At 69.7% G+C, this 13,117-nt stretch carries 16 protein-coding genes; 9 read left to right on the forward strand and 7 right to left on the reverse strand.

The window, feature by feature from the left end; genetic code table 11:
* Positions 1-50 precede the first annotated feature (50 nt).
* The gene (locus PE066_RS17005) at positions 51-1,520 is read right to left on the reverse strand and encodes a DASS family sodium-coupled anion symporter (RefSeq protein ID WP_271233712.1); all 1,470 of its coding nucleotides are present in this window, start codon (positions 1,518-1,520) and stop codon (positions 51-53) included.
* Positions 1,521-1,805: 285 nt separating this feature from the next.
* Between PE066_RS17005 and PE066_RS17010 the strand changes: the two genes are divergently transcribed.
* The 4 genes from PE066_RS17010 to PE066_RS17025 all read left to right on the forward strand — a co-directional run bounded on the left by PE066_RS17010 (position 1,806) and on the right by PE066_RS17025 (position 5,901).
* The gene (locus PE066_RS17010; protein WP_271233713.1) at positions 1,806-2,540 is read left to right on the forward strand and encodes a Mut7-C RNAse domain-containing protein; all 735 of its coding nucleotides are present in this window, start codon (positions 1,806-1,808) and stop codon (positions 2,538-2,540) included.
* 85 nt (positions 2,541-2,625) lie between these two features.
* Positions 2,626-3,630: a cysteine synthase A gene (locus PE066_RS17015; protein WP_271233714.1), complete on the forward strand. Its 1,005-nt coding sequence runs from the start codon at positions 2,626-2,628 to the stop codon at positions 3,628-3,630.
* A 240-nt stretch (positions 3,631-3,870) separates the two neighbouring features.
* On the forward strand, positions 3,871-5,079 hold the full coding sequence (locus tag PE066_RS17020; RefSeq protein WP_271233715.1) for a carboxylate--amine ligase: 1,209 nt from the start codon (positions 3,871-3,873) through the stop codon (positions 5,077-5,079).
* A 6-nt stretch (positions 5,080-5,085) separates the two neighbouring features.
* Positions 5,086-5,901, forward strand: a complete 816-nt coding sequence (locus tag PE066_RS17025) for a metallophosphoesterase family protein (RefSeq protein WP_271233716.1) — start codon at positions 5,086-5,088, stop codon at positions 5,899-5,901.
* 21 nt (positions 5,902-5,922) lie between these two features.
* Here PE066_RS17025 and PE066_RS17030 read toward each other — a convergent pair whose 3' ends face one another.
* Positions 5,923-6,393, reverse strand: a complete 471-nt coding sequence (locus PE066_RS17030; RefSeq protein WP_271233717.1) for a hemerythrin domain-containing protein — start codon at positions 6,391-6,393, stop codon at positions 5,923-5,925.
* A 104-nt stretch (positions 6,394-6,497) separates the two neighbouring features.
* Here PE066_RS17030 and PE066_RS17035 point away from each other — a divergent pair, with 104 nt between their 5' ends.
* On the forward strand, positions 6,498-7,235 hold the full coding sequence (locus tag PE066_RS17035) for a 2OG-Fe dioxygenase family protein (RefSeq protein ID WP_440480609.1): 738 nt from the start codon (positions 6,498-6,500) through the stop codon (positions 7,233-7,235).
* Between the two features lie 28 nt (positions 7,236-7,263).
* Here the strand turns inward: PE066_RS17035 and PE066_RS17040 are convergent, their stop codons facing one another.
* The 3 genes from PE066_RS17040 to PE066_RS17050 all read right to left on the reverse strand — a co-directional run bounded on the left by PE066_RS17040 (position 7,264) and on the right by PE066_RS17050 (position 9,486).
* A complete protein-coding gene (locus PE066_RS17040; RefSeq protein WP_271233719.1) occupies positions 7,264-8,025 on the reverse strand; it encodes an SDR family NAD(P)-dependent oxidoreductase in 762 nt (253 codons plus the stop codon).
* Positions 8,026-8,052: 27 nt separating this feature from the next.
* Entirely contained in the window at positions 8,053-8,697 is a 645-nt protein-coding gene (locus tag PE066_RS17045; protein WP_440480541.1) for a dioxygenase family protein, read from the reverse strand.
* 111 nt (positions 8,698-8,808) lie between these two features.
* Complete coding sequence (locus PE066_RS17050; RefSeq protein WP_271233720.1) at positions 8,809-9,486, reverse strand: pseudouridine synthase; 678 nt, start codon at positions 9,484-9,486, stop codon at positions 8,809-8,811.
* On the opposite strand from PE066_RS17050, the gene PE066_RS17055 reads away from it, so the two are divergent.
* From PE066_RS17055 to PE066_RS17065, 3 genes are all read left to right on the forward strand, one after another.
* Complete coding sequence (locus PE066_RS17055) at positions 9,467-9,835, forward strand: DMT family protein (protein WP_271233721.1); 369 nt, start codon at positions 9,467-9,469, stop codon at positions 9,833-9,835. The two genes, PE066_RS17050 and PE066_RS17055, sit on opposite strands and share 20 nt — an antisense overlap.
* 70 nt (positions 9,836-9,905) lie before the next feature.
* Positions 9,906-10,553: a DUF47 domain-containing protein gene (locus PE066_RS17060; RefSeq protein ID WP_271233722.1), complete on the forward strand. Its 648-nt coding sequence runs from the start codon at positions 9,906-9,908 to the stop codon at positions 10,551-10,553.
* Positions 10,554-10,571: 18 nt separating this feature from the next.
* Positions 10,572-11,582, forward strand: a complete 1,011-nt coding sequence (locus PE066_RS17065; RefSeq protein WP_271233723.1) for an inorganic phosphate transporter — start codon at positions 10,572-10,574, stop codon at positions 11,580-11,582.
* A 154-nt stretch (positions 11,583-11,736) separates the two neighbouring features.
* On the opposite strand, the gene PE066_RS17070 is transcribed toward PE066_RS17065, so the two are convergent.
* Both PE066_RS17070 and PE066_RS17075 read right to left on the reverse strand, forming a co-directional pair.
* Positions 11,737-12,183 (reverse strand): TM2 domain-containing protein, encoded by a 447-nt coding sequence (locus PE066_RS17070; RefSeq protein WP_271233724.1) that lies wholly within the window; start codon positions 12,181-12,183, stop codon positions 11,737-11,739.
* Positions 12,180-12,707, reverse strand: coding sequence for a GNAT family N-acetyltransferase (locus PE066_RS17075; protein WP_271236604.1), 528 nt, complete (start codon positions 12,705-12,707; stop codon positions 12,180-12,182). The genes PE066_RS17070 and PE066_RS17075 overlap by 4 nt, the downstream gene beginning before the upstream one ends.
* Before the next feature lie 141 nt (positions 12,708-12,848).
* On the opposite strand from PE066_RS17075, the gene rpsP reads away from it, so the two are divergent.
* Positions 12,849-13,112 (forward strand): 30S ribosomal protein S16, encoded by a 264-nt coding sequence (rpsP, locus tag PE066_RS17080; RefSeq protein ID WP_271233725.1) that lies wholly within the window; start codon positions 12,849-12,851, stop codon positions 13,110-13,112.
* Positions 13,113-13,117: the final 5 nt, after the last annotated feature.

Here is a 13,117-nt window from a genome sequence, read left to right on the forward strand (position 1 = left end):
GCGGCTCGACGGGCCTCGCATCGCGCCCCCGGTTTCCGGTACTGCCGCCTTCACCAGTACCCGAGCAGCTTCCACCAGGTCGCGCCGACGAGCACCCAGACCGCGATCAGCACCAGGCTCATCACGAACCCGGTCTTCCACCATTCGGCCAGCGTCGTGTAACCCGAGCCGAAGATCACCGGCGAGGTGCCGGTCGCGTAATGGGTCAGCGTCATCATGATGTTGGAGGCCGCGGCCATCAGCAGCGCGAACAGGAACGGTGGCGCGCCCAGCGCGAGGCCGGCGCCATAGAAGGCGGCGAACATCGCGGTGATGTGGGCGGTGGTGCTGGCGAACATGTAGTGGGCATACAGGTAAGCCAGCATCAGCAGCGAGCAGGCGGCAATCCAGTCCAGGCCGAGGCTCTCGATGACTCCTTCGAGTGAACTCGACAGCCAGGCGATCAGGCCCAGCTTGTTCAGGAACGTGGCCATCATCACCAGCGCCGAGAACCAGACCACGGTATCCCAGGCACTCTTTTCCTTCAGCAGGTCGTCCCACTCGAGCACGCCGGTCAGCAGCAGCAAGCCCAGGCCGACGAAGGCCGCGGTCGTGGCTTCCACCGCCCAGCCAGGGCCGAGCAGCCTCTCCGGCACGCCGGCCCAGAGCAGCAGCAGCAGCGCGAAGACGCCCAGGAGGATCTTCTCGTCGCGGCTGACCGGCCCGCGCTCGCGCAGCTTCTCGCGCGCGAAGCCCGCCGCGTCCGGCGTCCGCCTGATCTCCGGCGGGTGGAGCAGGTAGATCACCAGGGGCATCAACGCCAGCGCCACCAGCCCGGGCAGCAACATGGCCAGCGCCCAGGTGCCCCAGCTGAGCCTTACCTGGGACCCCGAGGCCTTGGCGACCAGCTCGACGATCAGCGGGTTCGGGGCGGTGGCGGTGATGAACATCGCGGAGGTGATCGGGTTGGCGTGGTAGTTGACCAGCGCCAGGTACTTGCCGATGCGCCCCTGCGTGCCCTTCTCGGGATCCGAGTCGAAGCTGTCGGCGATACCCCGCATGATCGGATGGATGATCCCGCCGCCGCGCGCCGTATTGCTCGGCGTCACCGGCGCGAGCGTCAACTCCGCCGCCGCGAGCGCATAGCCGACGCCCAGCGTGCGCTTGCCGAACAGGCTGATGAAGACGTAGCCGATGCGCGCGCCCAGGCCTGTCTTGAGCAGGGCACGCGAAATCATGATGGCCACGCCGATCAGCCAGATCAGCGGGCTGGAGAAGCTGCTCAGTGCATCGGCGATCGCCGTCGCCGGCCTGTCGGAGGTCACCCCGGTCAGCGCCACCAGCGCAATCGCCAGGATCGACAGGGCGCCGATGGGCATGGCCTTGCCGATGATCGCCGTGATGGTGGCGACGAACAGGGCCAGCAGGTGCCAGGCATTGGCGGTCACCCCGGCGGGAACCGGCACGACGAACCAGATCAGGAGTCCGATCGCGACGGCGATCGCCATCGGCACCGGCTTGAAGCCCAAGGCCTGTTTCATGCGGCTGCCTTCGATGTGGACAACCCGGCGGGCGGGCGGCCTGCGGGCCGGAAGTCAACCGTCGCGAACGTCACCATGACTTTTTTGCTACCTCCGATCGAGGCTCGGGAATGTACCCGTACCGCTCGCCGCAGGGGCTCCATCGGGCTCGGCTGCGGTTGATCTTTCGAGGCGCGAGGTTCACATTCGGCGCAGCATGCTTGGCCGGACGCCGACCGCGGCGGCGCGCTGGCGACGCAGGGCGCCGCGGCGGCAGGTGGCCGGCGCCGAACCCGGATTCCGCGCATGGTCACGGCGACTTTCCGCTTCTACGAGGAACTGAACGACTTCCTCGAGCCCGGACGCCAGCGGCGCGAGTTCAGCGTCCCTTGCGCCCGCGCGGCCACCGCCAAGCACATGATCGAGGCGCTCGGCGTGCCGCACACCGAGGTCGAGCTGATCCTGCTCAACGGCGCGTCGGCTGGTTTCGACGCGCTGCTGAGGGAAGGCGACCGTGTGGCCGTCTACCCCCGGTTCGAGACGTTCGACATCACGCCGCTGCTGCGCGTGCGCAAACGGCCGCTGCGCGAGACGCGGTTCGTGGCTGACACCCACCTTGGCGCCCTGGCCCGCCTGCTGCGGATGATGGGATTCGACACGCTGTACGACAACGACTTCGCCGATGACGAGATCGCGCGCATCGCCGCGACGCAGTGTCGCATCGTGTTGACGCGCGACCGCGACCTGCTCAAGCGCCGGAGCATCACGCACGGCTGCTATGTGCACGCGCTGCGGCCGCAGCAGCAGTTGCGCGAGATCGTCCAGCGGCTGGACCTGGAGCGCAGTGCCCGGCCGTGCACGCTCTGCCCCGGCTGCAATGCCCCGCTGCACGCCGTGGCCACGGAGTGCATCGAGCACCGGCTGCCGCCGCTCGTGCGCGAGCGCTACGAGCGCTTCAGCGCCTGCGACGCCTGCGGGCAGGTGTACTGGGAAGGCGCGCACTGGCAGCGCTTGCGGGCGCTGCTCGATGCGCCGGGCTGATCGCCCGGGCCCTCCGGTGCGCGGATGCTCGACTCGCCAGTAGTCTTATCGCGCGCCGGTGAAGCGGGGGCTATCCTGACTGGCCATGGACGTGCGTGATGGCTTCACCGAGGCAGTGGGCAACACCCCGCTGATCAAGCTGCGCAAGGCCTCCAAAGCGACCGGCTGCACCGTCCTGGGCAAGGCCGAATTCATGAACCCGGGGGGCTCGGTCAAGGACCGCGCCGCGCTCTACATCGTGCGGGACGCCGAGGCGCGTGGCGCCTTGAGGCCCGGTGGCGTCATCGTCGAAGGGACGGCCGGCAACACCGGCATCGGCCTGGCACTGGTCGGCAACGCGCGCGGCTACCGCACGGTCGTGGTCATCCCGCAGACGCAGAGCCAGGAGAAGAAGGACGCCCTGCGCCTGTGCGGGGCCGAGCTGCGCGAGGTGCCCGCCGCGCCCTACAGCAGCCCCGACAACTACGTGCACGTGGCCGAACGCCTGGCCGGGGAACTGGCCCGCAGCGAACCCAACGGCGTGCTGTACGCCAACCAGTGGGACAACCTGGCCAACCGTGAAGGCCACGTCCGCTCCACCGGCCCGGAGATCTGGCGGCAGACCGACGGCCGGGTCGATGGCTTCGTCTGTTCGGTGGGCACCGGCGGGACCCTGGCCGGGGTCGGGCTGTACCTGAAGGCGCGGCACGCCGGCGTGCGCATCGCCGCGGCCGACCCGATGGGCGCGGGGATCTACCACTGGGTCAAGCACGGCGAGCTGCGCAGCGAGGGCAGTTCCATCACCGAGGGCATCGGCCAGAACCGGATCACCCGCAATCTGGAAGGCGCGCCGATCGACGACGCCTACCAGATCGGCGACGCCGAGGCCCTGCCGCTGCTGTTCGACCTGCTCAAGGAGGAGGGACTCTGCCTGGGCGGCTCCAGCGGTATCAACGTGGCCGGCGCCATCCGCCTGGCGCGCGATCTTGGACCGGGTCACACCGTCGTGACCATCCTGGCCGATTCGGGAACGCGCTACCAGTCGAAGCTGTACAACCTGGCTTTCCTGCGGGGGAAGTCACTGCCGGTGCCTGCCTGGCTGTCGCCCTGAGCGCGCCCGAGTGCACAGCGCCGCGTGGCCGAAGTCAGCCTTCCTCGTGCGAGCGATGAAACGCCCCGCGTCACGACCGCTACCAGCGCGTCGATCACGGGCGGGGGAATCTTTTGGTGGAGGAAAGCCTTGGGATGGATCTTTCAACGACAGCCCGAACCTACAGGGCGTCAGCGTGCCTGCCTACAGGGCAAGGCGGCAGCGGCTCTCTAAATTGGTCGGATTGGAAACGCATCGCCAATGAAACGAGCCACCGCGTTTCCAAGTCGAAAAACCGGGCCGCTGGCCTGTGTCCTGGGCGATATGGATCTGGTCAGGCCGCTCGGGCTGGCAGGCATCCGCTGCGCCGTGGTCGCCTCGGAGAGAAGCTGGCTGGCTCATTCGCGTTACACCGAGCGGATCTTGCCCTTCAATGCCGAACACGGTAGCGAAGAGGAACTGATCGAGACGCTGGAGCGGTTCGGCATGGGACAGGCGCAGCAGCCCGTGCTGTACTTCGAGGAAGACGCCCATCTGCTGATGGTGTCGCGCCACCGTGATCGACTGGCTGCGGCCTTCCGCTTTGCGCTGCCGGATGCCGGGTTCATCGAGCAGCTGGTCGACAAGGCCCGCTTCCAGGCCATGGCTGAGGAATTGGCCCTGCCGGTTCCGCGCGCCCGGCGCCTGCATCCGACGCCGGACTCGGGAGCGCCGGAACTCGACTTGCAGTATCCGCTGGTCATCAAGCCGCTGACGCGACGCGAGTCGTGGGGGGCGATCGAGCGCAGCGGGGGCAAGGCCATCCGGGTCGATCGTCCGGCCGATCTGCATGTACTGTGGCCGAGCTTGTGGCCAAGCGGCATCGATCTGCTGGCGCAGGAACTGATTCCCGGCCCGGAAACGCGGATCGAGAGCTACCACGTGTATGTGGATGGCCAGGGGCAGGTGGCAGGCGAGTTCACCGGGCGAAAGATCCGCACCTATCCCGCCGACTACGGCTACAGCACCGCACTGACCGTGACCGACAGCCGGGGCGAGGCGGCCGACGTGGTGTCCCTGGGCCGCGACGTGGCGGCCCGCATCGGGTTGCGCGGAGTGGCCAAGTTCGATTTCAAGCGCGCCTCCGACGGCAGCCTGCTTCTGCTGGAGATCAACCCGCGCTTCAACCTCTGGCACCATCTCGGCGCCGTGGCCGGCGTCAACCTGCCGGCCCTGGTGTATGCCGACCTGACCGGGCGTGCTCGGCCACGTCCGGCCGTCGCGCGGCCCGGCCCCTGCTGGTGCCGCATCGACAAGGACCGGCTCGCGGCGCGCGAGGCGGGGATATCGACGCTCTCATGGGTGGCCTGGGTCGCGCGATGCGAGGCCAAGCCCATCGCCTGGGACGATCCCATGCCTTTCCTGAAGCCCAAGCTGGCCCGGCTGCTCCGCGTGCTGCCCCTGATCGGCAGGTCCCCACGGACCGCGTGAGGATCCATGAAGATCGCCGTCGTTTCCGACATCCATGCCAACGCGCCGGCGCTGGCCGCCGTGATCGACGCCATCGCGCAAGAGAAGGTGGACCGCCTCGTCTGCCTGGGCGACGTGGCCGGCTACAACACCGAGCCCGGCCGTTGCGTCCGCATGCTGCGGGAGGCCGGGGCGTTGTGCGTTGCGGGCAACCATGATCGCGCCGTGATCGGCGCGATCGGCACCGATGGCTTCAGCGACCAGGCCCGGCGTGCCGTCGCCTGGACCCAGCCGCGGCTGGAGGAGGCCACGCGCGCCTTCCTGGCGGCCCTGCCGCTCAAGCTGGCGATCGACGGTGTGCTGGTGGCGGTGCATGGTGCGCTTCATCCGGATATCGGCTGCGAACTGGTTCGGCTCGACGATGACGGCAAGCGGGCCCTCAGCTTTGACGCTCTGGCTGCGCATCCTTCGGGAGCGCGGGTGTGCGCCTTCGGCCACACCCATCGGGCTGGCGTGTGGGAGCGCTACGGCGGCGCCATCCGCTTCCTCGAGGGCGAAACGATCGCGTTGCGACCCGACGCGCTCTACCTCGTCAACCCAGGCTCAGTCGGCGAGCCTCGCGGCGACGATCAGCAGGCGAGCTTCCTGCTGTTCGACTCGCAAGCCGCCAGCGTGCGCTTTCGCCGGGTGCCTTACGACCGGTCCTCGGTGTTGGCCAGGACACGCGCAGCCGGCCTGAGGGCGCCGCCGCGCCTGGCATGGCTGCCCGCGTCTCTGCGCAGGGGATTGATCAGCTTGCTGCGACGCCGCGGACCGCGCGGCCGGCAGGAAGCTCGCTGGTGAAAGGGGCCCGCGCCCTGTCCGTCAACTGCACTCGCTGGTGCCGCAGTGCGTGATCGGCTCCGCCGGAAGCGCTTCCGGCCGTGCCACGGTGCCGGTCGCGTCGTCATAGCCCACGCTGCGCAGGTGCTGCGCCAGGGCGGCGTCCATGGTGCTGGAGTGCTGGGGAAACCAGACGGCCAGCTCGCGGATCATCTGGCGCACCGGCTCCAGCTTCCCCTCGGCGGCCATGCGCACGCCGTCCTGCAGCACCTGCAGCACCATGCGGTGCTGGCCGCTGTGGCAGTTGACGGCGGCGAAGCCGGTGGCTTCCATCCAGTCGTCCTCGCGGCCGAAGTGGTCGGCGGTGTGTGCGACCAGCTCGTTCCAGGCCGCGGGCAATTCCGCGTCGCTGCTGGCCTCGCAGCGCGCGAGCAGGTCGATGAACTCGCGGTGGGTGGCGTCCATCACGTCCAGTCCGAGCTTCAACGCCTCGGACCAGGGCAGTAGCGGCATCTCGAAATTCCTCCTTGGGTGTGAAAGGCTATGCCTGCGCGCCGCGGAGAACCTTGACCCAGGTCATTTCCAAGTTGGCGCAAGGGCGCGGGCGCCGCGATAAGCTGCGCGGGATGCTGATCGCACCCACCTGTTCTTCCGCGGCCCAGGCCGCGCCCCTGCTGCGCGAGCGCGGTTACGCCGTGCTCGGGCCGCCGGCGGTGTGCGACCTGGCCGGCTGCGAGCAGGCCGACCTGCTGGCGCTGAACCCGTCCTGGGACGCGCTGCCGCCCGACGGCTACCTCAAGGATGGCGGGCGCTACCGGCGCCGGCGCCACTCCTGCTTCGTGCTGGAGGGCGGCGTGCTCGCGCAGGCGCCGCACCGCGCCCACTGGCAGCCGGTGGAATACAACGCGCTGCACGGCGGCATGCAGCGCTGGTTCGAGCCGGTCGAACCGCAGGTGGCGGCCGCGCCGGCCTGGTCGCGCCTGCTGCAGGCGGTGGGCGCCGCCGCCACGGCCCTGAAGGGGGCGCAGCCCTGGTTCATCGAGGCGCACCAGTTCCGCATCGACACCACCGACGGCATCGGCCGCCCCACGCCCGAAGGCGCGCACCGCGACGGCGTCGACCTGGTGGCCGTGTTCCTGGTCTCGCGCCAGGGCATCAAGGGCGGCGAGACGAGGGTGTTCGATGCGCACGGCACCGCCGGCCAGCGCTTCACCCTGGACCAGCCCTGGAGCCTGCTGCTGCTGGACGACGAGCGCGTGATCCACGAGACCACGCCGATCCAGCCGACCGGCGAGGGCGGCCACCGCGACACGCTGGTGCTGACCTGCCGCGCCGGCGGTTTCCAGGGCGACTGAGCGGCGCCGCCGCCCGGGCCGCTGGTGCTCAGTCGCGCACGTCTGCGACCGGGTTGCTGCCGAAGTCCGGCCGGTTCAGGTAGGCGAGCACCTGGGCGGCCGCAGTGGCCGGCGAGCTGAGCCCGCCCTTGTCCTTCAGCCCCTGGAAGTTGCCGATGTCCGGAAAGCGCGCCGGGTCGGCGTCGCGCAGCTGCACCTGCATGTCGGTATCGATCACGCCGGGGGCCAGCGAGCACACCCTGGCGCCGTTCGGCCGGCCCGCTTCCTCCAGCGCGACGCAGCGGGTGAAGTGGTCCATGCCGGCCTTGGCGGCGCAGTAGGGCGCCTGCGAGGCCATGGCGCGCCGGCCCAGCCCGGAGGAGATGTTCAGCAGCCTGCGCTCGCACGCCCAGGCGGCGGTGGCGCGCAGGAAGGCGCCGGCCAGCAGCATGGGCGCTTCCAGGTCGACGCGCAGCGCTTGGGCCAGATCGGCCGCGCCGATCTCGCCCAGCGGTGCGATCTGCGGCAGCACGCCGGCGTTGTTGATCAGGGTGATGCTCGCCAGCCCCTGCGGGCCGCGCGTGGTGAGCCAGGTTTCCAGCCGGGCCGCTGCCGCTTCGGCACGCGACAGGTCCTGCGGCCATTGCTCGAGCTTGCGGCCGGCGCGCTCGGCGCGCTGGGCCAGGGCGTCATTGGTCTTGCGCGACAGGCACAGCAGTTCGTGGCCGGCGTCGAGCAGTTGCTCGGCCATGGCCAGGCCCATGCCGCGCGAGGCGCCGGTGAGGATGGTGAGGTGGGTCGATGCGGTCATGGGCCGCATCCTAAGCGGGGCCGGCGCTCAGGTCGCGACCACGATGGGGAAGCTCGCCTGCAGGCCGTCGCTGCCAGGCCGGAACGGCACCGTCACGGCGCGGCGATCCGCCTCGTCCAGCCGCCGCCAGAGGAAATCGCGTTCGTTGTGCGGGTCGCCCTGCACGTAGAGCTGGGTGGTCAGCAGCTCGTGCCGGCCGTCCTTGACCTTGACGTGGATGTGCGGCGTGCGCCCGCTGTAGGGCGCCGGACGGATGGTGCGGAAGCGGTAGCGGCCGTCGGCATCCACCGTGACCCGGCCGAAGCCCTGGAAGGCCGGATCGGCGCGACCGCCGTCAGCCGGGTGGTGGTAGTGGCCGGCCTCGTCGCATTGCCAGATCTCCACCGTGGCGCCCGCCAGCGGCTTGCCGTCCAGGTCGGTGACCGTGCCGTCCAGCCAGGCCGGCTGGCCCTGGGCGTACTGCAGCGGGCCATTGCGCAGCAGGTCGTTGTCGACATCGGCCGGCAGGCGCACCGGGTAGAACGGGCCTTCGGTCTGCGAGGGGGTGGGGCGGCGGCCGGCCTGGGCGCGCGCGCGTGCGCCGGTCCAGACCAGCGGCCAGGCGACCATGGCGGCGGCCACGGTCCGCCGCTGCAGAGCCGGGCCGGGAACGACGCGGAGGGGAGGGCGCATGGCCATCCGACTGGCCGGGCGCAGGGCGAGTTCCCCGCCCGGCCGTCAGTTCATTGCCGGCCGAGCCGCTCGGGATGAAATTCAACCGAAGGTCTGCAAAGGCAGCGCGGCTCAGAACGGCGTGGCGCTGGTCCAACGGTGCGGCGTCCCTGTCGCGGGGTGCGCCAGTGCCAGGGCGGCCGCATGCAGCAGCAGGCGCGGCGAAGCGGCCAAGGCATCCGGCGGCGCATACAGGGCATCGCCCAGGATCGGGTGGCCGAGGGCGGCCAGGTGCACGCGCAGCTGGTGCGAGCGGCCGGTGACCGGCTCCAGCGCCAGCCGGGTGGTGCCGGGCAGCGGGCCGCGGCCCAGCTTGCGCCAGCGCGTGAGGCTGGGCTTGCCGCTCTCGTGGTCGACCTTCTGGCGGGGCCGATTGGGCCAGTCCGCCAGCAAGGGCAGTCCGACCTCACCGGCGTCGCCGGCCGGCTCGCCGGCGACGATCGCCTCGTAGTGCTTGTGCACTTCGCGGCCCGCGAAGGCGCTGCTCAGGCGGCGCTGCATGTCGGCCCCGCGCGCGAACACGCACAGGCCCGAGGTCGCCATGTCCAGCCGGTGGACGATCAAGGCGTCGGGGTAGGCCGCCTGCACGCGCGCCGACAGGCAGTCCTGCTTGCCTTCGCCGCGGCCCGGCACGCACAACAGGCCGGCCGGCTTGTCGGCGACGACCAGGTGCGCGTCGGCGTGGACGATTCGAAGCGGCAGCTCATCGACGCCGCCGGATAATTTGTCGATGAACGCGCTGGCTGCCATCCCGTTTCCGATCCAGGCGATTGTGCTGCTGGTCGCTTCCAACGTCTTCATGACGATGGCCTGGTACGGCCATCTGAGGAACCTGGCCGCCAGCCCGTGGTATGTGGCGGCGCTGGCGAGCTGGGGCATCGCGTTGGCCGAATACCTGCTGCAGGTGCCGGCCAACCGCATCGGCTACCGGGAGGCCGGCTTCTCGGTGGCGCAGCTGAAGATCCTGCAGGAGGTGGTCACCCTGTCGGTGTTCGTGCCGTTCGCCGCGCTGTACCTGCGCGAGCCGCTCAAGCTCGACTACCTGTGGGCCGCCCTGTGCATGGTCGGCGCGGTGTACTTCATGTTCCGCAGCAGCTGAGCCGCTCGCGGGGCCCGGGAGGGACGGAAGTACACTCGGCCGTCACAAAAGCGTCAAACGAAAGCCAGCGATGCTGTTCGGCAAGCTCCTGCCCCGCGAGGGCAACTTCTACGAGATGTTCAACCAGCACGCGGGCCGGGTGGTCGAGGCGGCCCATGCCTTCTCCCGGCTGGTGGCCAACTACGACGACGTGGACCAGCGCGACAGGCACGCGCGGGACGTGGACAACGCCGAGCGGGCGGCCGACCGGGTGACGCACGAGGTCAACCGCCTCATCCACAAGACCTTCATCACGCCGATCGACCGCGACCAGATCCACCGGCTGATCAACACCATGGACGACGTCGCCGACCTGATCCAGGACTCGGCCGAGACCATGGCGCTGTACGACCTGCGCCGCGTCAACGAGGAGATCACCCGCCTGACCGACCTGTCGGTCAAGTGCGTCGAGCGCCTGCGCGAGGCGGTGTCGATGATCGGCAGCCTGGCCGACCCGGCCACGGCCGAGGCCGCGCTCAAGACCTGCGAGGAGATCGACCGGCTCGAGTCCGACGCCGACCGGGTGATGCGCGCGGCGATGACCCGGCTGTTCCGCGACGAGCCCGACGTGCGCGAGGTGCTCAAGCTCAAGGCCATCTACGAGCTGCTGGAGACCATCACCGACAAGTGCGAAGACGTGGCCAACGTGATCGAGGGCATCGTCCTCGAGAACTCCTGAACCCGGAGCCTTCTGCGCATGGAAACGATGCAGGCCGCCCTGTGGGTGGTGATCATGCTGGTCGCGCTGGCGCTGGTGTTCGACTTCATGAACGGCTTCCACGACGCGGCGAACTCGATCGCCACCGTGGTGTCCACCGGCGTGCTGCGGCCCACCCAGGCGGTGCTGTTCGCGGCCTTCTTCAACTTCGTCGCGATCTTCGTCTTCCACCTGAGCGTGGCGGCGACGGTCGGCAAGGGGATCGTGGAGCCGGGCGTGGTCGACACCCACGTGGTGTTCGGCGCCTTGCTGGGCGCGATCATCTGGAACGTCATCACCTGGTACTACGGCATCCCCAGCAGCAGCTCGCACGCGCTGATCGGCGGCATCGTGGGCGCGGTGATCGCCAAGACCGGTGCCGGCGCGCTGATCGCCAGCGGCATCCTCAAGACGGTGCTGTTCATCTTCGTCTCGCCGCTGCTGGGCTTCCTGTTCGGCTCGCTGATGATGGTGGGCGTGGCGAACCTGTTCCGGCACACGCGGCCCTCGAAGATCGACCGCTGGTTCCGCCGGCTGCAGCTGGTCTCGGCCGGCGCCTACAGCCTGGGCCACGGCGGCAATGACGCGCAGAAGACGATCGGCATCATCTGGCTGCTGCTGATCGCCACCGGCTACGTGTCCAGCGGCGCCGCGGCGCCGCCGCTGTGGGTGATCGTCAGCTGCTATGCGGCGATCGGCCTGGGCACCATGTTCGGCGGCTGGCGCATCGTCAAGACCATGGGCCAGAAGATCACCAAGCTCAAGCCGGTCGGGGGCTTCTGCGCCGAGACCGGCGGTGCCATGACGCTGTTCCTGGCCACGATGGCGGGCATCCCGGTGTCCACCACCCACACCATCACCGGCGCCATCGTCGGTGTCGGCGCCACCCAGCGCGCCAGCGCGGTGCGCTGGGGGGTGGCGGGGAACATCGTGTGGGCCTGGATCTTCACGATTCCCGCCAGCGCGTTCATGGCGGCGGTGGGGTACTGGATCAGCCTCCAGGTGTTCTAGTCATCTGAAAAACGCTGCGCGTTTTTCAGATGGTTCTGATCAGTCGCGCGAGGACCGGCAAAGCCGGATCCTCGCCCGAGGGTGTTCGCGCTGCATGCTATTCCGCGCGAACGGTTCGACCTTCGGTCGGACCGCCCGTGCGGGCAGCGGTAACTCACTGCGAAATCTTGCGTCCCTCTTCCACCTGGTACTGGAAGTACCCCTGGAAGCCGATCGCGATGCTGGCCATCAGCACGCCGGTGCCGATCATCAGCGAGCCGACGATGCCCCAGATGGTGGCCCAGCGGGTCTGGCCGGCGGAGGCCTGGGCGTCGGCGCGCGGGTTGAAGCGCTCGTTCCAGCGCTCCGGCGTCATCAGCCCGTAGACGATCGCGGTCAGGCAGCAGGCGGCGAAGGTGAGGCCCAGCACCGGGACCAGCGCCCAGCTCAGCGCATCGTTCTGCCCCAGCGACCACATGCGCAGCACGCCGTAGGCGCCGGCCAGGGTGGGCAGCGGCAGCAGCCAGCCCAGCCAGTCGCCGAAGCCGCGCAGGTAGAAGCGGTGCAGCCCGAAGGTGCCGCCCAGGAAGGCCAGCCAGACCGCCAGCGTCTTGTTCTTCATGCGGCCTCCGGCGGGGTGGTGCTGCCGGCGCCCAGCGCCTTTTCCATCAGCACGATGTCCAGCCAGCGGCCGAACTTCCAGCCGCAGGCGGCGATCGTGCCGACCGGCGTGAAGCCGAGCGCACGGTGCAGGCCGATCGAGGCTGCGTTGGCCGAGTCGCCGATCACGGCGATCAGCTTGCGCACGCCGGCCGCCTCGGCCTGGCGCACCAGTTCCGACAGCAGCTGCCTGCCCAGCCCCTGGCCGGCCGCGTCGGGGTGCAGGTAGATCGAGTCCTCGGCCGAGAAGCGATAGGCCGGGCGCGGCTTGAACCACTGGCAGTAGGCGTAGCCGCGGACATCGCCGCCTTGCTCGGCCACCAGCCAGGGCAGGCCCTTGGCCCGCACATCGGCGTGGCGGGCCGTCACTTCGTCGAGCGAGGGTGGCGTGGTCTCGAAGGTGCCGGTGCCGTTGAGTACGTGGTGGGCGTAGATCGAGGCGATGGCGGGCAGGTCGTCGGCGGTGGCCGGGCGTATCAGCATCAGGGGGGTCAGTCTATAATCGCAGGCTTTCCAGCGTGTCGCTGGCCGGGTGGCCATGTCGCGTGTCTCAACGCTGGGGGATTTCGTGAAGCCGGTGTCAGACCCCATGCAGGGGGAACCGGTTTTCCACCCGAAGGATAAATCATGGTCGTCATCCGACTCTCGCGCGGCGGTTCCAAGGGCCGTCCGTTCTTCAACATCGTGGTCGCCGACAAGCGCGTGCGCCGCGACGGCAGCTTCATCGAGCGCCTGGGCTTCTACAACCCCACCGCCCGCGGCGGCGAGGAAACCCTGCGCATCGCCCAGGACCGCCTGACCTACTGGCGCGGCGTCGGCGCCCAGGCCTCGCCCACCGTCGAGCGCCTGATCAAGCAGGCCGCCCAGGCCACCCCCGCCGCCGCGGCCTGACGCGC

This window comes from Ramlibacter tataouinensis (genome assembly GCF_027941915.1).
Classification (GTDB): domain Bacteria; phylum Pseudomonadota; class Gammaproteobacteria; order Burkholderiales; family Burkholderiaceae_C; genus Ramlibacter; species Ramlibacter tataouinensis_C.